The sequence below is a fragment of the Tahibacter aquaticus genome, assembly GCF_004363655.1.
GTDB lineage: Bacteria > Pseudomonadota > Gammaproteobacteria > Xanthomonadales > Rhodanobacteraceae > Tahibacter > Tahibacter aquaticus.
Genome location: NZ_SNZH01000007.1, coordinates 296,794 through 321,628, shown reverse-complemented (window position 1 = coordinate 321,628; position 24,835 = coordinate 296,794). Strand labels below are relative to the sequence as shown.

The 24,835-nt window shown below is 66.3% G+C and carries 22 protein-coding genes; 4 read left to right on the top strand and 18 right to left on the bottom strand.

Features of this window, described 5'->3' with window-relative positions:
* Positions 1-5 precede the first annotated feature (5 nt).
* Complete coding sequence (locus tag DFR29_RS13695; protein WP_133819167.1) at positions 6-1,172, top strand: glycosyltransferase; 1,167 nt, start codon at positions 6-8, stop codon at positions 1,170-1,172.
* On the opposite strand, the gene DFR29_RS13690 is transcribed toward DFR29_RS13695, so the two are convergent.
* From DFR29_RS13690 to DFR29_RS13680, 3 genes are read right to left on the bottom strand one after another with little or no spacing between them, the layout of a single operon-like run.
* Entirely contained in the window at positions 1,102-2,505 is a 1,404-nt protein-coding gene (locus DFR29_RS13690; protein ID WP_133819166.1) for a hypothetical protein, read from the bottom strand. The genes DFR29_RS13695 and DFR29_RS13690 overlap by 71 nt on opposite strands.
* Positions 2,502-3,695 carry a hypothetical protein gene (locus tag DFR29_RS13685; protein ID WP_133819165.1) on the bottom strand — a complete coding sequence of 398 codons (1,194 nt, stop codon included), beginning with the start codon at positions 3,693-3,695 and terminating at the stop codon, positions 2,502-2,504. The genes DFR29_RS13690 and DFR29_RS13685 overlap by 4 nt, the downstream gene beginning before the upstream one ends.
* Positions 3,695-4,510 carry a ferritin-like domain-containing protein gene (locus DFR29_RS13680; protein WP_133819164.1) on the bottom strand — a complete coding sequence of 272 codons (816 nt, stop codon included), beginning with the start codon at positions 4,508-4,510 and terminating at the stop codon, positions 3,695-3,697. The genes DFR29_RS13685 and DFR29_RS13680 overlap by 1 nt, the downstream gene beginning before the upstream one ends.
* Before the next feature lie 142 nt (positions 4,511-4,652).
* On the opposite strand from DFR29_RS13680, the gene DFR29_RS13675 reads away from it, so the two are divergent.
* Entirely contained in the window at positions 4,653-5,441 is a 789-nt protein-coding gene (locus DFR29_RS13675; protein ID WP_166654077.1) for a class I SAM-dependent methyltransferase, read from the top strand.
* A 45-nt stretch (positions 5,442-5,486) separates the two neighbouring features.
* Here the strand turns inward: DFR29_RS13675 and purF are convergent, their stop codons facing one another.
* From purF to prmB, 13 genes are all read right to left on the bottom strand, one after another.
* On the bottom strand, positions 5,487-6,962 hold the full coding sequence (gene purF, locus DFR29_RS13670) for an amidophosphoribosyltransferase (RefSeq protein ID WP_133819162.1): 1,476 nt from the start codon (positions 6,960-6,962) through the stop codon (positions 5,487-5,489).
* Between the two features lie 14 nt (positions 6,963-6,976).
* Positions 6,977-7,558 carry a CvpA family protein gene (locus DFR29_RS13665; RefSeq protein WP_133819161.1) on the bottom strand — a complete coding sequence of 194 codons (582 nt, stop codon included), beginning with the start codon at positions 7,556-7,558 and terminating at the stop codon, positions 6,977-6,979.
* Positions 7,559-7,562: 4 nt separating this feature from the next.
* Entirely contained in the window at positions 7,563-8,483 is a 921-nt protein-coding gene (locus tag DFR29_RS13660) for an SPOR domain-containing protein (protein ID WP_166654076.1), read from the bottom strand.
* A 78-nt stretch (positions 8,484-8,561) separates the two neighbouring features.
* Positions 8,562-9,878 carry a bifunctional tetrahydrofolate synthase/dihydrofolate synthase gene (folC, locus tag DFR29_RS13655; protein WP_133819233.1) on the bottom strand — a complete coding sequence of 439 codons (1,317 nt, stop codon included), beginning with the start codon at positions 9,876-9,878 and terminating at the stop codon, positions 8,562-8,564.
* Positions 9,875-10,768, bottom strand: coding sequence for an acetyl-CoA carboxylase, carboxyltransferase subunit beta (gene accD / locus DFR29_RS13650; RefSeq protein WP_133819159.1), 894 nt, complete (start codon positions 10,766-10,768; stop codon positions 9,875-9,877). Before accD ends, folC begins: the two co-directional genes overlap by 4 nt.
* Positions 10,769-10,877: 109 nt before the next feature.
* On the bottom strand, positions 10,878-11,696 hold the full coding sequence (gene trpA / locus DFR29_RS13645) for a tryptophan synthase subunit alpha (protein ID WP_133819158.1): 819 nt from the start codon (positions 11,694-11,696) through the stop codon (positions 10,878-10,880).
* Between the two features lie 55 nt (positions 11,697-11,751).
* Positions 11,752-12,960, bottom strand: coding sequence for a tryptophan synthase subunit beta (gene trpB / locus DFR29_RS13640; RefSeq protein WP_133819157.1), 1,209 nt, complete (start codon positions 12,958-12,960; stop codon positions 11,752-11,754).
* Positions 12,957-13,598: a phosphoribosylanthranilate isomerase gene (locus tag DFR29_RS13635; protein WP_133819156.1), complete on the bottom strand. Its 642-nt coding sequence runs from the start codon at positions 13,596-13,598 to the stop codon at positions 12,957-12,959. Before DFR29_RS13635 ends, trpB begins: the two co-directional genes overlap by 4 nt.
* On the bottom strand, positions 13,595-14,377 hold the full coding sequence (gene truA / locus DFR29_RS13630) for a tRNA pseudouridine(38-40) synthase TruA (RefSeq protein ID WP_133819155.1): 783 nt from the start codon (positions 14,375-14,377) through the stop codon (positions 13,595-13,597). The genes DFR29_RS13635 and truA overlap by 4 nt, the downstream gene beginning before the upstream one ends.
* A 391-nt stretch (positions 14,378-14,768) precedes the next feature.
* Positions 14,769-17,399, bottom strand: coding sequence for a motility hub landmark protein FimV (locus DFR29_RS30325; RefSeq protein WP_133819154.1), 2,631 nt, complete (start codon positions 17,397-17,399; stop codon positions 14,769-14,771).
* A 252-nt stretch (positions 17,400-17,651) separates the two neighbouring features.
* Positions 17,652-18,689 carry an aspartate-semialdehyde dehydrogenase gene (locus DFR29_RS13620; RefSeq protein WP_133819153.1) on the bottom strand — a complete coding sequence of 346 codons (1,038 nt, stop codon included), beginning with the start codon at positions 18,687-18,689 and terminating at the stop codon, positions 17,652-17,654.
* A gap of 63 nt (positions 18,690-18,752) precedes the next feature.
* Positions 18,753-19,850, bottom strand: coding sequence for a chorismate synthase (gene aroC, locus DFR29_RS13615; RefSeq protein WP_133819152.1), 1,098 nt, complete (start codon positions 19,848-19,850; stop codon positions 18,753-18,755).
* 61 nt (positions 19,851-19,911) lie between these two features.
* Positions 19,912-20,829, bottom strand: a complete 918-nt coding sequence (gene prmB / locus DFR29_RS13610) for a 50S ribosomal protein L3 N(5)-glutamine methyltransferase (protein WP_133819151.1) — start codon at positions 20,827-20,829, stop codon at positions 19,912-19,914.
* 72 nt (positions 20,830-20,901) lie between these two features.
* Here prmB and DFR29_RS13605 point away from each other — a divergent pair, with 72 nt between their 5' ends.
* Together DFR29_RS13605 and asd are read left to right on the top strand one after the other, a co-directional pair.
* Positions 20,902-21,543: an SCO family protein gene (locus DFR29_RS13605; RefSeq protein WP_133819150.1), complete on the top strand. Its 642-nt coding sequence runs from the start codon at positions 20,902-20,904 to the stop codon at positions 21,541-21,543.
* 59 nt (positions 21,544-21,602) lie between these two features.
* Positions 21,603-22,451: an archaetidylserine decarboxylase gene (gene asd / locus DFR29_RS13600; RefSeq protein WP_133819149.1), complete on the top strand. Its 849-nt coding sequence runs from the start codon at positions 21,603-21,605 to the stop codon at positions 22,449-22,451.
* A 168-nt stretch (positions 22,452-22,619) separates the two neighbouring features.
* Here the strand turns inward: asd and DFR29_RS13595 are convergent, their stop codons facing one another.
* Entirely contained in the window at positions 22,620-23,057 is a 438-nt protein-coding gene (locus DFR29_RS13595) for a hypothetical protein (RefSeq protein ID WP_133819148.1), read from the bottom strand.
* A 181-nt stretch (positions 23,058-23,238) separates the two neighbouring features.
* Positions 23,239-24,756: a transglycosylase SLT domain-containing protein gene (locus DFR29_RS13590; protein ID WP_133819147.1), complete on the bottom strand. Its 1,518-nt coding sequence runs from the start codon at positions 24,754-24,756 to the stop codon at positions 23,239-23,241.
* Between the last annotated feature and the right edge of the window lie 79 nt (positions 24,757-24,835).

The following is a 24,835-nucleotide window of genomic DNA, read 5'->3' as shown; positions in this document are numbered from 1 at the left end:
GCGGCATGCGCATACTGCATATCGGCAAGTTCTACCCGCCCGCACCTGGCGGTATAGAAACCTTCACCGCCATCCTGGCCAATGCCCAGGCTGACGCCGGCGACGAGGTCGTGGTGCTGGCGCATGCATTGCGGCGCCAATGGCACAGCAGCGAGCGCCGCGACGGCACCATCTGCATCCATGAAACCGGGCGCTGGGGTCAGCTTGCCTATGCGCCGCTGAGTCCGGCGTTTCCGTGGCAGCTGCAGCGCTGCATCGCTCGACTGCGCCCGCAGGTTCTGCATATCCACGTGCCGAACACCTCGGCCTTTGCCGCCTTGCTGGTTCCTGCCGCGCGGCGCCTGCCCTGGCTGGTGCATTGGCACGCCGATATTCCGCTGGACAGTGCCAGCCGCGCCCTGCGCCTGGCCTATCCGTTCTATCGACCGTTCGAACAGGCCTTGCTGCGCCGGGCCGACCTCGTCGTGGCGACTTCGGCCGCCTATCGCGATGCCAGCCAGGCCTTGGCGCCATGGCGGGAAAAGACCCGCATCGTACCGCTGGCCCTGACCGAAGCTCCCGCCACGGCGGCCGCCGACGGCGCTGCGCTATGGCCGGCGGGCAAGCGCCGCCTGCTCGCGGTCGGACGGCTGAGCTACTACAAAGGCTTCGACGTATTGCTGCAAAGCCTGGCCGAACTGCCCGATTGCGCCCTGCTGCTGATCGGCGGCGGCGAATGCGAAAGCGCGCTGCGTGCCCAGATCGAGCGCCTGGGCCTGGCGCAGCGCGTGCAGATGACCGGCCAGGCGGAGCAGTCGTTGCTGGAGCAGGCGTATGCCCAGGCGGAAATCTTCTGCCTGCCCTCGCTGGACCGGGCCGAAGCCTTCGGCATGGTGCTGCTCGAAGCCATGCGCGCCGGACTGCCCTGTGTTGCCAGCGCGATTGCAGGCTCGGGCGTGACCGAAGTCGTGGTGGACGGGCAGACCGGATGCCTGGTGCCGCCCGGCGATGCGGTTGCATTGGCACAGGCTTTGCGCCAGCTGGCCGATACCCCCGAACTCGCACAGACCTGGGGTAGCGCCGGTGCCGCGCGCTGGTACGCGAACTACCGGCCGGCTGCGGTCAGTGCGCAGTTTCGCTCGCTGTATGCCCAGGCCAGCGAAATTCGCGCAGCAGCAGACCAAGCAGGCTGACCGCCAGCGGCACCCAGTGCAATACCAGGCGATTGCTCGCCGTTTCGCTCGCCGCCCATTTCGCCGCCGGCGTAAACACAAACAGGCAGAACAACGCCGCCAGGCCGCCACCAAGCAGCAAGGCCAAGGTCCCGGGCTCGCCCCGCAGATGCTGGCGCTGCCACAGCATGCAACCCAGCAACAACGGCCAGAGCAGATGCCAGTTGCTCTGTCCGAACAGTCCCGTGGCAAATGCCAGCGCAGCAGAACTGCGCGAAATATCGCTGCTGCCACCGGTAGCGCCGCTGATGGTGTCGCGCACCAGCGCCAGCCAGGGCATCTGCAGCAGCCAGGCCGCCAGCAAGACGAGCAGCACCAGCCCTGCCGCCGCGGCCAGACCGATCCAGCGCCAGCGCGGCGGCATTTCCACCCCTAACGCCAGCCCCAATACCAGCAGGCTCCAGACAGCGCCTTCGAATTTCAGCAGTGGTAGCAGCAGCAGGCAGAGCACAGCCAGGGCCAGCTGGCCGCGATCGCGCGACTGCCGCCAGCGCAGCCAGGCCAACACGCCGAAACTCAAGGCCGTAGCAACCCAGAGATCGGCATAACCGGCCAGTCCTGCATGCACGGACAACAACGGCAGCGACGCCAGCACATAGGTAAGCACCAGCACCAGCAAGCGGTTCATGCCCAGGGCGAGCCACTGACCGGCGCAGCCACAGAGCAGCGCAGCCCACACGATGGGCCAGGCCAACCCCACCGCAGACTCGTTCCAGGCGCCTGCGGCAGCAGCCAGATACAGCTCGACCCGGCTGAGCAGCTCCGGATAACGCCAGGCCAAGGCCGTATGGCTGCCCGTGCTCAACGGCTCCCACCACTGCAACGGATTGATATAGCTAACCTGACCTAGTTCGAACCAGGTCTTGGCCTTGAGCGACCAGGCGTTCCAGGCATCCCAGACGAAAACCGGGCGCAGCACCGCCTCGTCGACCAGCACGACAAAACGCAGCAATACCGCCAGCAACAGCAGTCCGCACCAATATGGCAGCCTCGGCGACAGCCTGCCCGACGGCGCAAGCGCCGGTGCTTCGCGACGCCAGCGCCAGAACGCAGCGCACGCAGCCGCCGTCAGCGCCAGAGCCAGCCAGGGCAAGGTAGCCGCGAACAGCTGCGCACCCGGTGCCTGTGGCGACAACGCCACCAGGCCGCCGCAGGCGAGCAAGCCCAGCAACACGGCATAGCCGCTGCCGGCAAGCCAGTCGCCGGCTTGCCGCGGACGGCCGGCCAGCGCCAGCCATACGGCCAGGCCCAGCAAGAATGCGCCCGCCCAGGCCAGCAATACCGCGCCGCTCATTGCGTCGCTCCCTGGCCCAGCCGGTATAGACGCAGCGGCGGCTGGCCGATCAGTTCGCGCGCCGGCACCACCACATCGTCGTTGAATTCGAGCGCTTGTTTTTCAATGCTGTAAGGCGGCTGCTCCATGTCGAAATAGACCAGGTAGAAGTTCATCGACAGCGGCCAGTCCGGCCCGTAGCCGGTGATATTGACAGGCCCGGTGTTGGCCGGCGCCAGGTGATAGACCAGGCGCGCCCGCAGAAAATCGCTGGCCGAATCGATGAGTACGCGCGCGCGATCCGGATCGCCTCCGTCGGCCCGAATCGCTTCGCGCACCGCCTGCGCCGCAGCCAGCAGTTCCGCATCGGGCTGGCGCTGTTGCCGCTCCTGCCAGTTCACTCCTGCATAGACCTGGCGCGTCGCCGCATGCCGGTCGAACAGGCTGCGCAGCCAGCGCAGATCCAGCAACAGCCAGGCCAGCACTACGCTGGCCAGCATTACTTGCAGCGTGCGCCGCCGCGACTGCGGCAGGAACTGGGTCAGCAGCAACAGGGTGAATACCAGGCCAAAGGCCAGCAGCAGTGCGGGCGAACGCGCACGCACAACACCATTGTCCGGCCCCAGCGCGCTGATCGACATCAGCGACCAGGCTCGCCGCCCCGACCATTCCGTCGCCACCGCAGCCAGGCGCCCTTGCCAGGACGGGCTCCAGAATTCGGCCTTGATCAGGCGAAACGGCTTGAAGCCCTGCTCCAGCGGCACCGACTGCGCCACCGGATAGATGGCAAAGCCGATTTCACTGATGCGTCCCTGCCAATCCTTTTCGCGGCTCAGGTCTATCGTGCCAGTAGAGCCGCGCGGTCGCGTCAGCACCAGGGTACGCACGTCCTGCGGCGAGTCGGCACGACGATAGACGAGGTTGAGTTCCAGCGCCGGCGCCAGGCCTTCGAACTCGTAGCGCAGCACCGGCCACTGCGCTGCATCGTCCAGGTCGACGCTGCGAATCAGCAGTGCGCCGCCGTTCTCGTCGGGCGTCATGATGGCCAGCTCGTCCACATCGACCTGGCCGCCGCGCATGGCGGCAAAACTGGAACCTTGCATAAGGCTGCTTTGTACAGGCCAGGGCGACTGCAACGGGGAAATTTCGGCGAAGACGCCGATCAGCAACAGCCAGCCCAGTACCAGCAAGACGATCAGTATGCGCGGCATCAGGCCACCAGGCTGTCCAGTCGATCCAGTTCCAGCGCGGTAAAACCCGCCGCCAGCCGGTCGGGCCGGTTGAACGGCGGCTTCAGCGCGCCGCGATAATACTGCTGCAGCAGCGCGTCGAAGGTGTCGTCCGCATCCACGCCGGCGCGTTCGCAGCACCAGTGGTACCAGCGCGTGCCCGCGGCGACGTGAGCCACTTCCTCGGCCAGAATCTGCTGCAGTATGGCGATGGTGGCGCTGTCGTTGACGCCGCGCAGGCGTTCGATCATGCCTGGCGTCACGTCCAGGCCGCGCGCTTCCAGCACGCGCGGCACCAGCGCCATGCGTTCCAGGCAGCTATGCGCAGTCTTGCAGGCCATTTCCCAGAGACCGTCGTGCGCCGGCAAGTCGCCGTAGCGCAGGCCGAAGTCGGCCAGGCGCCGCTGCAGCAGCGAAAAATGACGCGCCTCGTCGGCCGCTACGGCGACCCAGTCGCGGTAGTACTCCTGCGGCATGTCGCGGAAGCGATACACCGCGTCCCAAGCCAGATTGATCGCGTTGAATTCGATGTGCGCCACCGCATGCACGAGCGCCGCGCGACCGGCTTCGCTGCCCAGACCGCGCTGAGCCAGCTGGCGCGGCGCCACCAGCAACGGCCGGGCCGGCCGGCCGGGCTGGCCGATCGGCAACGGCGCCTCGCCGTCTTCGCGGTCTAGCCTTCCGGCGGCGAAAGCGTGCGCCGTCGCCGCCGTCAGCATCAGCTTGCGCTCCACCTCGCATTCGCCGAGGCAGGCCGCAGCAGCCACATATAAATTGCCGGGATCGAACGCGCGCATCGGCTGCCTCGGATGCAGACATAAGCCCGATTATGCCCGCAGCGCGCGCATTGAATGCTAGTGTTTGGTGACGGCAAGGCGCGGATGCGCGCAACCGATCACGCTTGCCGGCTTTCTGCCGCGTCATCCGAGGAGCTTCTGCGTGGATTCCGATTTGCCCGCCGCCCGCCTTACGCCGCAACAGCTACTGGCGGCGCTGGACGAGTTTCTGGCCCTCGAATGTGCGCAGAGCGATCCCTACCTGCAGGCCAAGCGTGCGCTGCGCGCAACGCGCGAGGAACTCATCCGCGCCTACCTGCACATACGCCCTGCCCTGGCCAGCAACCAGCGCGTACTCGACTGGGGCTGCCGCCATGCGGCACTGTCCTGGCTGGCCCGTGCGGATTTCGGCAGCGGCGTCGTCATCGAAGGCTGCGACGTCTGCGAGGCGCGGGAATATGCGCCGTTCCATGCCCGCAGCGGCCTAGCCTACCGGCGCATCGAACACCCCTGGCGGCTGCACTGGCGCGACGGGCATTTCGACACCATTCTTGCCGGCGGAACATTGGAACATGTACCCAACGACGGCGAATCGCTTACCGAACTGTGGCGGGTGCTCAAGCCCGGCGGCGCGCTGCTGATCACGCACCTGCCCAATCGCGGCTCCTGGAGCGAATTCCTCTCGCGCCGCCTGTTTCCGCAGCAGGCGCACCAGCGCCGCTACGCGCTGGCGGCATTCCGCCAGCGTCTGCTGCATCACGGACTGGAAACCGAAGCGGCCGGCCATCACCAGCTGATGCCGTCCAGCCTGCCGGCGGCACTTCGCCGGCAGGCCTGGCTGTGCCGCCTGGTCGATGCGCTGCAGCCGCTCAACGCACTGGAAAATGTGTGGCCGCTGCGCCATTTCAGCGCGACGCTGTGGCTGATCGTGCGCAAGCGCGACGGTTTCTGAAAAGCGCACCGCGGACGGCGAAGCCGCCGGCCGCAGCGCGAAAACTCAGGAGGCTCGCTTCAGCGTCTTGGCTTCGTCCGAGCGGCTGAATTCCAGCTCGCGCAGATAATCCGACTGCACGCCGGTGACGTACTCGCCCGAGAAGCACGAGGTATCGAAGTTCTTCAGCTCTTCGTTGCCTTCGTTGACCGCGGCGACGAGGTCGTGCAGATCCTGGTAGACCAGCCAGTCTGCGCCCAGCGCCTCGGCCACTTCTTCTTCGCTGCGGTTGTGCGCCACCAGTTCCGCCGGCGCCGGCATGTCGATGCCGTAGACGTTCGGATAGCGCACGGGCGGCGCTGCCGAGGCGAAATAGACCTTGGTTGCGCCGGCTTCGCGCGCCATCTGGATGATCTGCTTGGAAGTGGTGCCGCGCACGATGGAATCGTCCACCAGCAATACCGTCTTGCGGCGGAACTCCAGGTCGATCGCGTTCAGCTTGCGCCGCACCGACTTCACCCGCTCGCTCTGTCCCGGCATGATGAAGGTACGGCCGATATAGCGGTTCTTGACGAAACCCTCGCGCATGGGCACGCCCAGTTCGCTGGCGAGCGAGCTGGCCGCAGTGCGCGCGGTATCGGGAATCGGGATCACCGCGTCGATGCCGTGGTCCGGACGCAGGCGGCGGATCTTCGCCGCGAGGCGCTCGCCCATGCGCAGGCGCGCCTTGTAAACCGACACGTCCTCGATCATCGAGTCGGGCCGGGCAAGGTATACGTATTCAAAGATGCACGGCGTATGGGCGTAGCCGTCGGCGCAGCGCCGATGATGCAGGCTGCCGTCGAAGCCGAGCAGCACCGCTTCGCCCGGCTCGATGTCGCGCAGGCGGCGGAAGCCAAGGATGTCCAACGCCACCGATTCGGAGGCAACTGCATATTCCTTGCCTTCCGGCGTATCGCGCTCGCCCAGCACCAGCGGACGTATGCCGTGCGGGTCGCGGAACGCAAGGATGCCGTAACCGAGCACCAGCGCGACCACGGCATAGCCGCCACGCGCGCGCTCGTGCACGCCGGCGACCGCCTTGAACAGATGGTCCGGCGTCAGGCTCATGCGGTCCTGGATCTGCAGCTCGTGCGCCAGCACATTGAGCAGCACTTCCGAATCGGAATTGGTGTTGATGTGGCGGCGGTCGCCTTCGAACAGTTCGTTGCTGATCGCCTCGGCATTGACCAGATTGCCGTTATGCGCCAGCGCGATACCGTAGGGCGAATTGACGTAGAACGGCTGCGCCTCGCCGACGTCGTCGGAGCCGGCGGTCGGATAGCGGCAATGGCCGATGCCGACACGCCCACGCAGCTTGAGCATGTCGTCGCGCTGGAAAACGTCGCGCACCAGTCCGCGCGCCTTGTGCAGGCGCAGGCGCGCGCCGTCCACGGTGGCGATGCCGGCCGCATCCTGGCCGCGGTGCTGCAGCACCGTCAGGCCGTCGTAAAGGGCCGAGGCAACCTCGGACTTGCCTACAATTCCAATGATTCCGCACATGGCAAACGCTACCGCTAAGTGGAAGATTTTTTCGCCGCCGCCGCCTCAGCGGGTGGCGTCGAAGTGGGGGCCGCTGGCGCCGCGGGCAATAGCGGCAGGCTCGGCAAGCCGCGAAAATCCAGGTATTTGTTGACGCTTTCCGGCAATTGCGCCGACAGCCATTCGGCACCCCGCTGAAAACTCGGCAGCAGGCTGGACTGGCGCCACCAGGGATCGCGCGGCAGCGGCGTGAAACCCAGCATCAGCACGGCCAGCATCACTACCAGCAGACCGCGCGCCAGCCCGAACAGCATGCCGAACATCCGGTCCGTGCCGCTCAGTCCGCTGCCGGCAATCAGCTTGCGCAGGACGAACGAGATCAGCGCACCGGCAATCAACACCGTCAGAAAACACAAGCCGTAACCCAGCAGCAGACGCACCGACGGCACCTCGATGCTGGTGAACTGCGCAGCCACCTTGTCGCCGAACATCCAGGCCAGCCAGAACGCCGCAGCCCAGCAGGCCAACGCCATCACTTCAGAGATCAGGCCACGCCACAGACCAATCAGAACCGACAGGGCCAGCACACCCAGAATGCAGTAGTCGGCCCAGTTCACGGTGTTATGGCAGCGTCACGATCATGCCGCTGATCGCCAGTTTCTGCTTGACCTGGTCGCGCAGCTTTTCGCTGCCGGCGCGGTCCGGTTCCGGCCCCAACCGCACACGCCAGAGCTTTTCTGCGCCGGCACCGGTGCTGTCGACATAACTGGGGAAGCCGGCGCTCTTGGAACGTGCGAGCAGCTTGTTCGCCTCGTCCTGCGACTTGAACGCCCCCAGCTGCACCGCCCAGCCGCCGGCACGATTGGCCGGAACTGCCGCCGCCGGCGCATCGGCCTTGGGCTGCGCCTGGGCCAGTTCGACCACGGCGCCCTTGAGCTTGGCATCGGCCTTCTGCAATTTCAGCCGCGCCGACTCGGCCGTGCTGCGGTCTTCGAACGGCCCCAGCCGCACGCGCGTGGCCGGCTTGCCGTCGACGTCGGTGGTTTCGGTATAAGCGGTCAGGCCTTGCTTGCGCGCGCTGGCCACTAGCGCGTCGGCGTTGCCGCTGTTGGCGAACACGCCCAGATGCACGGCAAAGCGGCCGTTGGCATTGGCGGCCGGCGCTGCGCGCTCGACGGGCGGCTTGCTCGCCGGCTCGACCGGTTTGGCAGTGGCAACGCTGGTCGGCTTGGCAGAATTGGCGGGCGCCGTGGCGGGTGGCGCATCCGGATAGGCCACTTCGTTGCGCTGATGTCCGCCGACATCGACCGTGGCAACCTTGTCGCTGGGCGGAGCTGCGGCATTCGGCAACGGTGTCGGCGTCGTCGCCTTGCCGCCCTCGGCCGGCACGACGCGGGTCTGGAACTCGCGTTCCGGCGCGGGAGGAATACTCAGATTCTCGGTCACCGTATCGCCTTTCGGCGGCGAACCGGACAGAAACATGGGGACGAAGATCACCGCCAGGGCGATCAGGACGGCGGCACCGATAAGACGCTGTTTCAAAGCGGAATCCATAGCCAGGTGGCCTCCATGAACGGCGGGATTATACGCGCGCCGGCGGCTGGGCCGGCACGTCGAAGGTCATGCAGGTGCAGCGGCTTGCACGGCGTGTTCCAACCAGCGCAGCGCCGCCGCGGCAACATAGAACGATCCGAAGGCAACGATACGCTCGCCCTGCTGCAAACGCGGCGCCACGTTATCCAATGCCGCTGCAACGCCAGCCCAACCATTGCGCGGCAGCGGCCCCAGTGCACCGGTAAAAGCCAGGTCCAGCGACGGCAGGTCGCGGCCACGCTCGCTGTCCTGCGACAAATCGAGCAGGTGCCATTCGTCGACCAGGCGGCCCAGCGGCTGCAGCATGCCATCCACGTCCTTGTCTGCCAGCGCGCCGAACAGGGCGATCGTACGCACCGCCGGTTCGCGCGCCAGCCATTGCGCCAGCACCTCGGCGGCCTGCGGATTGTGCGCCACGTCGATCAGCAGCTCACCGCGGCCCAGCCGCAGCCGTTGCAGCCGCGCGGTGACCCGCGCCTGCGCCACGCCGGCGGCAATGGCCGCATCGCTCAGCACAATCTGGCCAGACAGGCAGTGCAAGGCCGCAATCGCCGCCGCCGCATTGGCGTGCTGGCACGGCGCGGCCAGGCCCGGCGGCGGTAGCGCACGCAGTTCGCGCGCAGCACCGAACCAGCACCAGCCGGCGGCCTGCCGTTCGATACGGAAATCGTGGCCGGCGCGAAACACGTGGGCGCCGGCAGCGGCCGCGGCGTCGAGCAAACCCGCCGGCGGATCGTCCTCGGCCACGACCAGGCAGCGCCCCGGGCGGGCAATGCCGGCTTTTTCCCGGCCTATGCTGTCGCGGTCGCTGCCCAGCCAGTCCTGGTGATCCAGCGCAATGGTGGTGACTACCGCCACGTCTGCATCGATCAGATTGACCGCATCCAGTCGTCCGCCCAGGCCGACTTCGAGCAAAGCCACATCCAGCCCCGCCGCAGCGAAGATCAGCAGCGCAGCCAGCGTGCCGAACTCGAAATAGGTCAGCGGAATATCGCCGCGTGCCTGTTCTATGCGCTCGAACGCGGCAATGAGCGCCGCATCGTCCGCATCGGTGCCGGCAATGCGCACACGTTCGTTGTAATTGAGAATATGCGGCGAAGTATACGAACCGACGCGATAGCCGCCGGCCCGCAGCATGGCCTCGAGAAAGGCCACCGTAGAGCCCTTGCCGTTGGTGCCGGCGACAGAGATCTGCCAGCGCGCCGGTCGCGGCGCGCCAAGGCGCCGCCAGACTTCACCGACCCGGGCAAGCCCAAGGTCGACGCCACGCACATGCACGTGAAGCTGGTAGTCCAGCCACGCCTGCAGGCTGCGCGGCGTTGCCGCCGCGGTTGCCGTGCTCAGGCGGCTGCTCCGGCCGCCGGCGCGGCCGCCGGACGCGGCTGGCGCATCAGCATGGCCAGGATGTCGGCCAGCTTGTTGCGCACCTCGCGCCGGTCGACGATCAGGTCGACAGCGCCGTGCTCGACCAAGAATTCCGAACGCTGGAAGCCTTCGGGCAAGGTCTCGCGCACGGTCTGCTCGATCACGCGCGGACCAGCGAAGCCGATCAGCGCCTTGGGCTCGGCCACGTTGAGATCGCCGAGCATGCCCAGGCTGGCCGACACGCCGCCCGTGGTCGGATGCGTCAGCACCGATATATACGGCAGGCCGGCGGCACGCAGGCGCGCCAGCGCGGCCGAGGTCTTGGCCATCTGCATCAGCGAAAACAGACCTTCCTGCATGCGCGCGCCACCGGTCGCAGACCAGCACACCAGCGGAGTGCGGTCGGCCAGTGCGCGTTCGGCCGCTCGGGTGAACTTCTCGCCGACGACCGAGCCCATGGAGCCGCCCATGAAGCTGAAATCGAATGACACCGCCACGACCGGCCGCGTCTTGAGCAGGCCGCGCATGGCGATCATCGCGTCCTTCTCGCCGGTCTGCTTCTGCGCCGCGACGATGCGGTCCTTGTACTTTTTCGAATCCTTGAACTTGAGCGGATCGACCGGCTCCAGTTCGGTGAACAATTCTTCGGTCGAACCTTCGTCGAAGAAGCTGAGCAGGCGCTTGCGCGCGCCGATCGCATGGTGATGGCCGCACTGCGGGCAGACTTCCAGATTGCGCTCCAGCTCGGGCCGGTACAGCACCGCGGCGCAGCCCTCGCATTTTTCCCACACACCCTCGGGCACCTTGCCCTTGACGCTGTTGCCTTCGGTGCGGATGCGCGAAGGCATCAATTTGGACAACCAACTCATGTCGCCAACCTCTCCGGTAACCGGCGGCAGCATAGGTGCGGCCTCCGGCGATTCAAGCAAGGGCACCGCCGCAGACGGCGCCGGGTTTGGTGCAGGCGTCGGCTCGCGCCTACGCGGCATGGTCCGTGCGCAGCGCATCCAGCGCGGCGCGGATCGGCGCGAGGAACGCCGTCGCACGTGCCACGGCCTCGGCCGCGTCGGCACTGCCCGCCAGTGTATCGACCAGCGCGCTACCGATCACCACGGCGTCGGCAAAGCCGGCGATGTTCGCCGCGGTAGCCGCGTCCTTGACGCCAAAGCCGACCGCGACCGGCGTGTGGGCACGCTGGCGGATTTCCGTCACGCGCCGCCGTACCGCGTCGGTATCCAGGTGCGCGGCGCCGGTGATGCCGGCGAAGGATACGTAATAGAGAAAGCCCTGGGCTGCAGCACAGACCTTTTCCAGCCGTGCCGCATCGGTAGTCGGCGCGGCGAGGAAGATCTGCTCCAGTCCGGCTGCGCGCAAAGGCTGTGCGGTGGTCAGCTCTTCGATTGGACAGTCCACCAGCAATACACCGTCGACACCGGCGGCCACGGCCTGGCTGGCGAAGCGCTGCACGCCGTAGATCTCGATCGGATTCAGATACCCCATCAATACCACCGGCGTGGTGCTGTCGCGCCGGCGGAATTCCTCTACCCAGGCCAGGATCTGCACCAGTCCCACGCCGCGCAGCAGCGCGCGCTCGCTGGCGTGCTGGATCACCGGGCCATCGGCCATGGGGTCGGAGAACGGTACGCCCAGCTCGATCAGGTCGGCGCCGGCGGCGACCAGGGCGTGCATCAGCGCCACCGTCGCCTCGGGCAACGGATCGCCGGCAGTGACGAACGGAATCAGGCCCGGTCGGCAGGCGGCCTGCAGCGCGGCAAAACGGTCGGAAATACGGGACATGGGAACTCGGCAAATAGTGGAAAAGGACCAGCAGCACGGGTGCGCCGCCTTCTGACTACATCAGGTTGAGTCCTTCGCGCCTGGCGATGGTATGCACGTCCTTGTCGCCGCGGCCGGAAAGGTTCACCAGTATCAGCTGATCCTTGGGCAGTTCGCGCGCGAGCTTGATGCCCTGGGCTACCGCATGGCTGGATTCCAGCGCCGCCAGTATGCCTTCGGTGCGGGCCAGCTCGTGGAACGCGGCCAGCGCCTCGTCGTCGGTGATGCCCAGATAGGTCGCGCGGCCGGCATCCTTCAGATAGGCATGCTCGGGGCCGACACCCGGGTAGTCCAGGCCGGCGGAAACCGAATGGGTTTCGCTGATCTGGCCGTTGTCGTCGCAGATCACGTAGGTCCGGTTGCCGTGCAGCACGCCCGGGCGTCCCGCTGCGAGCGAAGCCGCATGGCGGCCGGTGGCTATGCCGTCACCGGCCGCCTCGGCGCCGTAGATGGCCACGTCCGCATCGTTGAGGAACTCATGGAACAGGCCGATCGCATTCGAACCACCGCCGACGCAGGCCACCAGCGCATGCGGCAGGCGGCCGTACTGTTCGAGCATCTGCGCGCGCGCCTCGCGCCCGACCACGGCGTTGAAATCGCGCACCATCTGCGGATACGGGTGCGGCCCGGCCACCGTGCCGATCATGTAGAAGGTGTCGTCGACATTGGTGACCCAGTCGCGCAGCGCCTCGTTGAGCGCGTCCTTCAGTGTTTTCGAGCCCGACTGCACCGGCCGCACTTCGGCGCCGAGCAGTTTCATGCGGTAGACGTTGATCGCTTGGCGCTCCACGTCGACCGCGCCCATGTAGACCACGCAGGGAATGCCCAGGCGCGCGCAGACCGTGGCGCTGGCCACGCCGTGCTGGCCGGCGCCGGTCTCGGCGATGATGCGGCGCTTGCCCATGTGCTTGGCCACCAGGGCCTGGCCAATGGTGTTGTTGATCTTGTGCGCGCCAGTGTGATTGAGGTCTTCGCGCTTGAGCAGGATCTGCGCACCGCCGACCTTCTGCGACAGGCGCTGGGCGTGATAGATCGGACTGGGCCGGCCGACGTAGTGCTTGAGGTCATGGTCGAATTCGGCAATGAAACTCGCATCGGTGCGCAGACGCTCGTAGGCGGCGGTCAGGTCAGCCAGCGGTGCCATCAGGGTTTCGGCCACGTAGACGCCGCCGAACTCGCCGAAGCGGCCATGGGCATCGGGTAAACGGTGGTAATCGATAGTCATCGGAGTTCCCGGTCGGCGCCGGCCGCAGCCAGCGCTTGCATGAAATGCTGCATTTTTTCGCTGTTTTTGATGCCCGGCGCGGTCTCTATGCCGCTGGACACATCCAGCGCGTAGGGACTGGCCAGGCGCAGCGCCTCGGCCACATTGTCTGCGTTGAGCCCGCCCGCCAGAACCAGCGGCCGGCCCAGCTCGCGCGGCACCCGGGTCCAGTCGAACGCCTGGCCGCTACCGCCTTGCCCGCCGGCCGCATGGCTGTCGAGCAGGAAGCCCGCCGCCTGCGCATGTCGCTGTGTATACGCCGATACATTGTCCACACTGGCCATCGGAATGGCCTTGAGATAGCGCAGGCCGAAACCGGTGCAATAGTCCGCCGGCTCCTCGCCGTGGAATTGCAGCAGATCCGGCGTCACCCGGCTAATGACTTCGCGCACCCAGGCCGGCTCGTCGTCGAGCAGCAGCACCACGGTGGCGACGAACGGCGGCACTTGCGCACGCAGCGCGAGTGCTGCCTCCAGGTCGACGAAGCGCTTGCTGCGCCGGGTCATGACCAGGCCGATCGCGTCCACCCCCAGCGCGACCGCCGCAGCGACATCCTCGGCACGGGTCAGCCCGCAGAATTTCACCCGCACCCGGCTCATGCGACCAGCTCCGCACCCGTCACTTCGGCTGGCAGCTGCCATTGCGCCGGGTATAGCGGGCAGAGGAAGGTGAGTCCCTGCGACGGTGCCGTCGGTCCGGCCAGATTGCGGTCGCGTCCCCGCAGCACTTCGCCTATCCACTCGGGCGCACGCTCGCCCTGGCCGACCAGCAGCAGGCTGCCGACGATATTGCGCACCATGTGGTGCAAAAAGGCATTGGCCTGGATGTCGAAATGCAGGTAGTCGCCGTCGCGGCGCACCTCCAGCGCGTGCACCGTACGCACCGGATTCGGCGCCTGGCAGGCCACGGTACGAAAAGCGTTGAAATCGTGCTCGCCGAGAAAATGCTGCGCGGCGGCCTGCATGCGCGCGGCATCCAGCGGCTCGCGCAGCCAGGCGACATAGCGTGCATCCAGCGCCGGGCGCACCTTGCGATTGAGCAGGCTGTAGCGATAGCGCCGCGCCCGGGCAGAAAAGCGCGCATGGAAATCGGTTGGCACACGCTGGATCCAGCGCACGCAGACATCGTCCGGCAGGCGCGAATTCGTGCCCAGCAGCCAGCTGCGGTCGGCACGCTCCACGGGAGGCTCGAAATGCACGACGTTGCAGCGGCCGTGCACACCGGCATCGGTACGCCCGGCGCAGGTCACCGCAACCGGTGTATTGGCAACGAAGGACAACGCCTGCTCCAGCACGCCTTGCACCGTGCGGCCACGGTCCAGGCGTTGCCAGCCTAGAAAATCGGTGCCGTCGTATTCGACGCCCAGGGCGATGCGCAAGCCGGTTCCGGGAGGTGAAGAAAGGGGCGCGATTGTAGCTTGAACGGTAAGTCGTGGCCCGGGGCTGCGCACGGGCGCGGGTACCGTGGCCAGATGGCTGGGGCGAGGCCGGTGCGACACCATCCCCATCCCGGCCTTCCCTTGAAGGGGAAGGAGTTTCCCGCCATGCGGCTGGACAGCGCGCCGACCCCGTCTGAAGCGCGCGAAGCCGCTGGCGGGGTCCATAGGTTCTGATCGTGCGTGCCGGGCGGCCCCGGCTGCCAAGGGGGGAACCAGTGCAGATGTCCGCATCGCCAACCGGGAGTCCCACGGTCTCGATCGCAACGCTGCGGGCGCCAGATGCAAAAAGGCCGGCTTGCGCCGGCCTTTTCGTCACTTGCCCATCATTGGCTCAGCGAATCTCGGCAAGCAGCTTGCGCGCCTCGCCCTTCTGGCCTTCGGAGCCTTCCAGCAGCACTTCTTCGAGCATCGAACGCGCACCGTCCGGGTCGCCCATGTCGAGGTAGGCCTTGGCCAGGTCGAGCTTGGTGCCGATGGCATCGTCGGCGGCGATCAGGTCGTCATCGAGACGCGAGGGCGGGCTCAGATCCGGCATGGGCGGCAACGGCTGCACCTGGGTCTGGTAGTTGCTCGGCGCGGGCGCCGGCGGGGTCAGATCGAAGGAGAAGTCGTCATGCACCGCCGATGGCGGCGGCACTGTCGCCTTGCTGCCCGGCGCGGCCAGGTCGAAGTCGAATGCATCGTCTTCGTGCGGAGGCGTAGCCGCCGGCGGCGGCGCACCGAAACTGTCGTCGAAGCCGTCGAAGCGCATCGGCTCGGGCGAAAGCTGGCTGCCGAAGGCGGGAGCCGACGTCGCCACCGCATCGGCGAACAAGGGGTTGGACGGCACCAGCTCACGCCCCATCGCCTGCACGTTCTGCCATTCCGGCATGTTGGTGTCGTAGATGTGGGCGTACATGGCCTGGGCTGCGGCTTCGAACTTGTCCGCATCGCCCTGGGAGTAGTACAGGCTGGTCAGTTCCAGATGGGCCGAGGTGTCGTCCGGGTACTGGGCCAGACGATCCAGCAACGCATCTTCTTCGTCCTGCAGCGGCGAGGTGGCGTCGGTGAAAGCAGCGCCGCCGGCAGCAGCGGCCGGGGCCTTTTTCTTGCCCAGACGGCTGAGCAGGAAGCCCAATCCGCCGAGCACGGCCAAGCCGCCAAGGCCATACATCCAATAGGTCGGATTGCTGTACCACGGCTGCGCCGTTTCCAGCGGCTGCACCTTGGCCGGCGTGCTCGGCTTGGCTGCTGCAGTGGTGCTGGTAGCAGGCTTTGCCGGTGGCGTGGCCGGCGGGGCCGGTGTGGTGGTCGGTACTGCCGGCGCAGTGCTGGCCGGTGCCGGGGTGGTCGGCGTCGTGCTACCCGGCGGCGTCGCGACGATGGTCTCGCCGGGGCTGGGCGAAGTCGTTGCCGGTGGCGTGCTGGTCGCTGCAGCCGGAGTCGTGCTGGTGCTGGCGGCCGGCGTGGTGCTGCTGGCCGGTGCGGTTGTCGCTGGCAGGGTGGTGCCCGACGTGGCCGGCGAAGTCGTGCTGCTGCCTGGCGTTGCCGCCGGCGGCGTGGCGCTGCTGGCCGGTGCCGTGGCGCTGGCCGTCGGCGCGGTCTTGCTGCCCGCCGCGGCGCCCCAGATCTCTTCCTTGGTCAATTCGCCCGGCTTGGCCGCCGCAGTACTGCTGGTAGCGGTCGCCGGCGTGCTGGCGGCTGGTGTGCTCGTCGCAGCCGTACTGGCCGGCGGCGTCGGGGTAGCGGCGATCGGCGTGCTGGTACCGGGTTTGGCAGCCTTGTCCTGCAGTTCTTTCAGCTTCTGTTGCAGGGCCGCCAGTTCGGAGTCCTTGAGCGAAAGCAGCTTGTCGTTCTTGCTCTTCAGGTCTTCCAGCTCGCGCACCCGCGATTTGAGCTCGCCGGCTTCCTGTTCGCGACTGGTCAGCGCTTCCTTGGTACGGGCCAGTTCGGCGCGCACCGTGGCATCGCCGCTACCGCCGCTACCGGGTTTCTCGGCACTGGCAGTCGAGTTCTTCGCTGTCTTCGGCGGCACCAGTTCCAGCCGGTCAGAGGCTGGCTTGGACGGCGCTGCCGCACTGGCGGAGCTGCTGGACGAAGCCGGCTTGGAACCCGTATCGGCAACCAGGGTAGGCGCAGCGCCGCCGCCGCGGGCGGCGTCGTTCTGACTGCGTACTTCGGCCGCGGCAGCCGCGGCACTGCCGGCAGCGCGGATTTCATCCGCGCTGGGCACGCGCAGGATCGCGCCGCGCTTGAGCGAATTGATGTTGTCTTTGTAGAACGCGTTGGGGTTGGCACGCAGCAGAGAAACCATGACCTGGTTCAGCGAAACGCTGTCGTCAGGCCGGGTCGATGCAGCAACTTCCCACAAGGTTTCGCCCTGGGCGACCGGACCGTACTCGCCGGCGGCGGAACTGCGCGGTGCGGCTGGAGCCGACGGCGTGCTCGGCGTGCTGGCAGTACTGGCGGCGCTGGAACGCGGCGGCTTGGCCGGCTTGCTCGCTGCGGCCGGAAGCGGGGCCGACGCGGTTGGGCTGGTGGCATCCTTGACCGGCACGGTGCTGGCGCGGGAGCCCTTGATCGCCGGAGCCATCGTCGGCGGATCCAGCAGCACGGTGTACTCGCGCAGCAGCTTGCCCTTGGACCAGTTCACCTCGATGAGGAAGTCGAGGAAGGGATCACGCACCGCTTCCTTGGTAGTGACCTTGATTACTGCATTGCCCTTCGCGCCGGTAGCCACCGTGAATTCCAGTGGTACCGCGATGCGCGAGCGGGACAGTCCTACGCGTTCGAAATCAGCTGCTGCGGCGAGGGCGACGCTGACGCCCGCGGTTTCATCTGGGCCACCGGTCACCGGAATTTCGGCAACCAGGGGCTCGTTCAGGCCCGACTTGACCTGGATCATCCCCAGGCCCAGCGCCAGCGCATTGGTACTGCTCAGTGCGAGCGCTACGGCCAGCGTTAGTTTCAACGATCCATTCATGAGGTCAGCCCCCTGGGTGGCAGTGGCCTACGGCCCGGTATTCATCTGTCGATACAGCCCCGCGAACCATCGGCAGATGCGCAGGCACCGGCCAATCCCCTTCGCAGCGTTATTCCCACGCGTTTCTTTTCCCCGATCAATCACTTGCGCGACCAGCGGGTGGTTTCGCATCCCTGCGTAAGCGTATCCGGCGGCCGTTTCGGGCCGCCGGACAATCTCGAAAATGCCTTATAACACAATCGTAACTATAGATCACAGATACGATTTCACCAATAGCTCGGCCACCTGGACCGCATTCAAGGCGGCGCCCTTGCGGATGTTGTCTGAAACGACCCAGAGATTCAGTCCGCGCGGGTGCGAGATGTCCTCGCGGATCCGGCCCACATAGACCGCATCCTTCCCCGCCGCGTGCGAAACCGGCGTCGGATACCCACCGGGCACCCGCTCATCGACGACAACAACGCCGGGCGCGCTTTCTAACAGTTCGCGGGCCTGGGCTGCTGTGATCTTGTCGCGGGTTTCGATATGCACGGCCTCGCTGTGGCCGTAAAACACCGGCACGCGCACCGCGGTCGGGTTCACTTCGATGCTCACATCGGCAAGAATCTTGCGCGTCTCCCAGACCAGCTTCATCTCTTCCTTGGTATAGCCGTTGGGCTGGAAGTCGTCGATCTGCGGGATCAGGTTGAAGGCGATCTGGGCCTGGAACTTCTGCGGCGTGTACTCCTGGAAGTTCAGGATGGCCGCGGTCTGGCGACCCAGCTCTTCCAGGCCGCTGCGGCCGGCACCGGATACGGACTGGTAGGTAGCAACATTGATCCGCGTAATGCCCACGGCGCGATGGATAGGCGCCAGCGCCACCAGCATCTGCATGGTCGAGCAATTCGGATTGGCGATGATGCCGCGCGTGGTATAGCCGGCGATCGCGTCCGGGTTCACCTCGGCCACGACCAGGGGAATGTCGTCCTGGTAGCGGAACTCCGAGGTATTGTCGATCACTACCGCGCCGGCCGCCGCGGCGCGCGGCGCATGCTCGCGGCTGACGCTGCCACCGGCGGAAAAGAACGCAATGTCGACGCCGTCGAAGTCATACGTGGCCAGGTTCTGCACCACGACCTTGTGATTGCCCCAGTCGACCTGCCCGCCGGCCGAGCGCTCGCTCGCCAGCGGCACAAATTCGCCAACCGGAAATTTGCGTTCTTTCAGAATGCCGATCAGGGTTTCGCCGACCGCGCCGGTCGCGCCAACCATGGCCACCTTGAACTTGCGCTCCGCAGAACTCGCAGACATTTCAACTTCTCCAGTTTGATACTTCAGGAATGCGGACGGCCGGCTGCGCGCCCGCGCAGGGCTTCAGGGTTTGGCCGGAATGCGTGGCTCTACCGCGCCGACATCGCCGCACTGGGCGCGATGGCGCAGGGCCTGGTCCATAAGCACCAGCGCAACCATGGCCTCGGCAATGGGCGTGGCGCGAATGCCGACGCAAGGGTCGTGGCGGCCCTTGGTCACTACTTCGACCGGCTCGTTGCGCACGTTTACGCTGCGGCCGGGAATCAGAATGCTGGACGTGGGCTTGAGCACGATAGAGGCCAGTACATCCTGGCCGCTGGAAATGCCGCCGAGGATGCCGCCGGCATGGTTGGACAGGAAGCCCTGCGGCGTCATCTCGTCGCGATGCTCGCTGCCGCGCTGGGTCACCGCGGCGAAACCGTCGCCGATTTCCACACCCTTCACCGCATTGATGCTCATCAGCGCCGCGGCGAGCTCGCCGTCGAGCTTGCCGTAGATCGGCTCGCCCCAGCCCGGCGGCACGTTCGACGCCAGCACGTTGACGCGCGCACCGATGGAGTCGCCGGATTTGCGCAGGCGGTCCATGAAGGATTCCAGCTCCTGCACCATGGCCGCATCGGGCCAGAAGAAGGGGTTGTCCTCGATCGCCGCCCAGTCGAACGCCGCCGGCGTCAGCGGCCCCAGCGCGGCGAGCCAGCCGCGCACCGCAATGCCGTACTTCTGCGCCAGCCAGCGCTTGGCGATGACGCCGGCGGCGACGCGCATGGTGGTTTCCCGCGCAGACGAACGACCGCCGCCGCGGGGATCGCGCAGGCCGTATTTGTGCCAGTAGCTGTAGTCCGCATGGCCGGGACGGAAACGCTCGGCGATGTCGGCATAGTCCTTGGAGCGCTGGTCGGTATTGCGGATCAGCAGCGCGATCGGCGTGCCGGTGGTCTGGCCTTCGTAGACGCCGGAAAGAATTTCGATCTCGTCGGCTTCGCGCCGTTGCGAGGTATGCCGGCTGCGACCGGTGGCGCGGCGGTCGAGATCGTCGCGGAAATCCTCCGGCGCAATCGCCAGTCCGGGTGGACAGCCGTCGACAACGCAGCCGATGGCCGGGCCATGGCTTTCGCCGAAAGTGGTGACGGTAAGCAGTTTGCCGAAGGAATTACTGGACACTTCAGTTTCTCGATGGCGCCCGGCCGCGACGCGAGCGGTACAGCCCGCGCCGGGTCTGCGGTTATCTGGCCTGCAGCGCTGCGCGGATATCGTCCGCGTGCGCCACGAGATCGCGCCGGTCCAGCGCGAAAATGCCCATCTGGCCGACATTGAATTCGATCCAGGTGAACGGCACGCGCGGCAGCAGTTCGGCCAGGGCGCGCTCGGATTCGCCGACTTCGACGATAAGCAGACCGTTCTCGGACAAATGCTGCGGCGCCTCGGCCAGGATGCGCAATGCGAAATCCAGGCCGTCGTGACCGGCCTTCAAACCTAGCGCAGGCTCATGGCTGTATTCGGGCGGAAGTTCGGCAAATTCCTGCTCGGTGACGTACGGCGGGTTGGACACGATCAGGTCGTAGACCTCGCCCTGCAGCCCACCGAACAGGTCGGATTCGATCACGCGTACGCGTTCGCTCACGTCCTGGAACTGCACATTGCTGCGCGCCAGTTCCAGCGCCTCCGGGCTGATGTCGACCACGTCGACCTGCCAGTTCGGATTGTGCGAGGCCATGGCGATGCCGATACAGCCCGATCCGGTGCACAGGTCCAGGGCGCGCTCCACCTCGACATCGTCCAGCCAGGGGCTGAAGCCGTTCTGGATCAGCTCGGCGATCGGCGAGCGCGGCACCAGCACGCGCTCGTCCACCTTGAACAACAGCCCGGCAAACCAGGCTTCGCCGGTCAGGTAGGCCACCGGCTTGCGCTCGCTCACGCGCTTTTCGAACAGTTCCAGCAGGCGCTGCTTTTCTGCCTGCACCAGCTTGGCCTGGCCGTAGTTTGGCGACAGATCGTGCGGCAAATGCAGCGTATGCAGCACCAGATGGGTCGCCTCGTCCAGTGCGTTGTCGTAGGAGTGGCCGAAGGTCAGGCCGGCTCCGGCAAATCGGCTGGCGCCGTAGCGGATGAAGTCGATGATGGTGGAAAGTTCAGCGGTCATGAGGCGTGCAGCGACAAAGGGCCGCACAGTATAGGGCGCTGGCCCGGCCCCGTCCGCGTCTATACTGAGGCAATGAACACACGTCATAACTCGGGCCGGGTTCTGCCCACGACCCTGATCCTGCTGGCCGCATTCGCCGCCGGCCTGGGCCTGTGGCTGGCCAGCCAGTTCTATGCCAGCAACGCGCCGTCTACCGTTGCATTGACGCGTTATCCCAAGCCGCGTGCCCTGGCCGATTTCCAGCTCACGCGCAGCGACGGCAAGACGCTGACCGCCGCCGATTTCAAAGGCCACTGGAACCTGGTCTTCTTCGGCTTCACCCACTGCCCCGACATCTGCCCTGCCACGCTGGGCGTGCTCAAGCAGGTGCGCGCGACGCTGCAGCAGGCCGGCGCGGCGGATCAGGTGCACATCCACTTCATTTCGGTCGACCCGCAGCGCGACCAGCCCGAGGTACTCGGCCGCTATGCCGGTTTCTATGATCCCGGATTCATCGCGGCGACCGGCAGCGACGAGGAGCTGACCCGGCTGAGCCGCTCCATGGGCCAGCTGTATACGCGCACCACGCCCGATGCCAGCGGCAACTACAGCGTCGATCACAGCGCCTCGATCGTGCTGATCGACCCGCAGGGCCAGCTGGCCGGGCTGTTCCGCCCACCGCTGGATGCCGCTGCGATCGGCACCGACATGCTGACACTCGCGCGCAAGCCCTGAGTCCGGCGCTTGCCGGCTGCTTCAATTCCACTACCGAATCCGGGTCCAGACCCTCGCCGATGAAACCATCGATCATTCTTCAATACGCCCTGCCGCACCGCCTGCTTTCGCGCCTGGTCTACTGGGCCACGCGCTGGACCTGGCGGCCGTGGAAGAATTTTCTGATCGGCACGATCGTGCGCAACTACCAAGTCGACCTGAGCGAAGCGCAGACAGCGGACATCGCTGCGTTCGAACATTTCAACGCGTTCTTCACCCGCCTGCTCAAGCCAGGCGCGCGCAGCGCCGACACCGACGCCGACGCCCTGCTCTGCCCTGCCGACGGCAAGATCAGCCAGGCCGGCCCCATCCGCGCCGGCCGCATCGTGCAGGCCAAGGGCCAGCACTACAGCGTGGCCGAATTGCTCGCGTCGGAAACCGACGCGCAGGCCTATGCGGATGGGAGCTTCGTCACGGTCTATCTGTCGCCGCGCGACTACCACCGTGCGCATATGCCCTTGCGCGGCACCTTGCAGTACAGCGTGCACGTGCCGGGACGGCTGTTCAGCGTGGCGCCGGCGCCGGTGGCCGAAATTCCGCGCCTGTTTGCGCGCAACGAGCGCCTGGTCTGCCATTTCCAGGGCGAGCACGGCCCGTTCGTGGTCGTGATGGTCGGCGCCATGCTGGTTTCCAGTGTGTCGACGGTCTGGTCGGGCCTGGAAATTCCGCCCTATGCCAGCCGCGTCACCCGGCGAGACTGGCGCGAGCAGAACCTCAGCCTGGAGCGTTTCGCCGAAATGGCCCGCTTCAACATGGGCTCGACCGTGATCGTGCTGCTGCCGCCGGCTGTCGGCCGCATCGACGACAGCCTGCAGCCCGAGCAGCCGGTCAAGGTCGGCCAGCGCATCGGCAGCATTGCCGTCGCGTAGAACCCCGCAGGGCGCGATGAGCAAAGCGAATTGCGCCGCCCGATTGCACAGACGGCGATTGCCGCCCAAGAACAGCACTGCCGCCAAAAAGCACAATCCACAAAGAAAAAACGCGCCATCCCTGGCGCGCAATTTCCTCTAGCCCGATTTGCTACCCGGATCGTCCAGTCAAGCGGCCTGTTCGCTCGTGAACCAGCTGGCGGAAGTACTCGCCGGCATGGATTCACGCAGAAAACGCAGGCTGCGCAACAGCGAACGATGCACTCCATCGAGTGCCGGCAGGCTGGTACCGCGGGTTTCGTGATAGGCCACGGTCAGCCACAAGGCGATGCCGCGGATGCGCACCGGCAGGTTTTCCGAGCGGGCGCGGGTAAGACCGATATCGGTACCGCTGCCCCAGGCCGTATAGCGCTGTTCGGGCGGCGTGCCGTAGAGATGCGGGAATTCGCTCTTCGAGGCGGCAGCAAATTCTTTCTGGGTCAAGGTGGCCAGCTGCAGCCGGGCGGCATTGTTCAGCCCGTTCATCAGCTTGTCGATTTCCTTGAATTCGCGCTGCAGCTGATACGCACGTTTGGTCGCGACGAGGCGCCAGATCAACTGCTGCATACGCTTATCCCCTCAATTGTTCAACGATCGCCGGCAATGGTAGTCCGACAGCCGGTGGAGATTAGCCGAACCCGTCACAAACTGACAATCCTTGTCAGCAACCAGCTTTGTAACGTTCTACGAAGTTGTTCCAAGAGGCGCTGCGCGCAGGAGAATTTCGCATAACGCACAACAATCCAGCTCAGCGCGAACAACCCGGAATCTGCAAGGTCTGTCCCGGCTTGATCGCATAGCCGGGCGCGCGCAACCGGTTGAGACTGGCGATTTCGCGTACTTCGGCACAACGGTGCTTGCGAGCGATCGCAGCCAGTGTGTCGCCCTTGCGCACCGTATAGCTGCTGCGGCCGGCAGCCGCGCGATTGCGCGCGGCCAGCGCCGGGCTGGGCGTGGACACCAGCGGCATGCTCGCGCGGTGCAGTTCGGCCGCCAACGCCTGCCACTGGCCTTGGGCGCAGGTACGCGGGAAAGCCGCTTCGAGCACTGCCGGTACGTCCAGCCGTGTTCCCGGCGGCAGCGAAGCCTGATGGTCATAGGCGGGATTGAGATTGCGCAGGGTGCGGAACCAACCTTCACGGCTGCCGCCTTCCTGGCCAAAACAGATCGACAGCTCCGACAGCGACATGCTGCGCGGCAATACCACACTGCCGAGCTTGGTCTCGATGCGCGGGAAATTCAGGTTGTAGCGCTCCGGATGCATGAACAGCCAGGCCGCTGCCAGCACCATGGGCACGTATTCGCGCGTCTCCGGTGCCAGGGCCGTATATACCGAGGAATCGTAGAAGCGCGCACGGCCACCGCCGGCCAGCCGGCCTACCCGCCCTTCGCCACCGTTGTAAGCGGCCAGCACCAGCTCAAGATCATTGTTGAAGATTCGAAGCTGCTCGTTCAGATAGGCCGCGTTGGCACGCGCCGACAAGGCCGGATCGAAGCGCTGGTCGAAGCCGTTCTCGGTGCTCAGGCCGAAACGCAGGCCGGTGGCGTACATGAACTGCAGCGGCCCACTTGCACCCGAACGCGACACTGCATGCACCTTGCCGCCAGATTCCTTGGCGATAAAACCGAACAGCAGCGCCTCGGGCAAGCCGGCCTTCTCGTATTCCGGCCACATCAGCTGGCGCATGTACTGGTAGTTCACATAGGCCTGGATCAGGTTCGGCCGGTACTGGGTCAGCCATTCCTCCAGCGCCGCCTTGACCGGCTCGTTGACGGCAATCATCTCGGCCAGCGGACGGCCCTTGAGCAAGGTGATCGCGCGCGCCGTCTCGGGCAGATCGGCAACCACCGGCGAACCTTCGCCCGCCGCTTCGGGCACGCCGTCTTCGCCGGGCGCGGCGTCCTTTTCGCCACCAGCCGCCGCTGTTGCCGGCGCATCGCGCCGCAACAGGCCATCGAAGGCCGACAGAAAGCGTTCTTCCTCGCAACCGGGCAGTTGCTTGCAGCGCAGCGCAGCGGCGCGCAGGTCGTCCAGCGCGGCATTGCCTTCCCGCGCAGCACGCTCGCGCTCTCCGCTGGCAGCGAGATCGGCGCTGCCCTCATAGCGCTGCACCGCTTCGCCCAGGCGCGCATACAGCGTGCCGATTTCGGCTTCGTCCACGGCGGTGGGCGCTTTCGCCGCCTTGTCCGACTTGGCAGGAGTGCCGGCGCAGGCAGCCAGCAACAGCGAGGCGGCCAGGGCCGGTACGAAACGAAGGCGATACATAGGCGGTTTTTTCCGGCAGAGCGACGAACGGCCGGCACGTTACACAGCGTTTCGCGGTGTTACAACCGCAGTGCGATTC